This window comes from Lactobacillus sp. C449L (assembly GCF_059900815.1).
This window is the reverse complement of sequence record NZ_JBWXGA010000356.1, coordinates 1-422: the sequence shown is the minus strand read 5'-3', so window position 1 is coordinate 422 and position 422 is coordinate 1. Positions and strand designations below refer to the sequence as shown.

1 pseudogene is annotated in these 422 nt (G+C 51.7%); it reads left to right on the top strand.

Going from position 1 to position 422, the window contains the following annotated elements:
• Positions 1-334, top strand: a pseudogene (locus AC2JF9_RS09765) (hypothetical protein); the annotation flags it as partial.
• Positions 335-422: the final 88 nt, after the last annotated feature.

Below are 422 nucleotides of genomic sequence, written 5' to 3'. Positions count from 1 at the left end.
GTCCAAGCAGGTGGAAGCGTCCAAGAAATTTATAGACTGGTTTATCAATGATCCGGAAGCGGCTGAAATTCTCGGAACGTCCCGCGGCGTACCGGTTTCCGGCCAAATCGTCGAGAAGCTGACACCGAAACTGAGCGAAGCCGACAAGATGGGCATCAATCTCATTACGAATACGGCCCCGGATGCGCAAACTTACGTACCGGAGCCGCAGGGGTGGACCAATTTCGTCCAGAAGGATTACAAGGCGGTAGGTGAAAAAATCATGTTCGGCTCGATTACGCCGGAACAGGCTTACGAGGAGATCATGAAATTGGCCGAGGAGTATTCGCTATAACTGAACAACCGGGTTTCTGCCATATGTACGCGCAACACCGAGGCTGTCGCCGAGCGGAATGATCTGCTTGGGATAGTCTCTTTTTAAA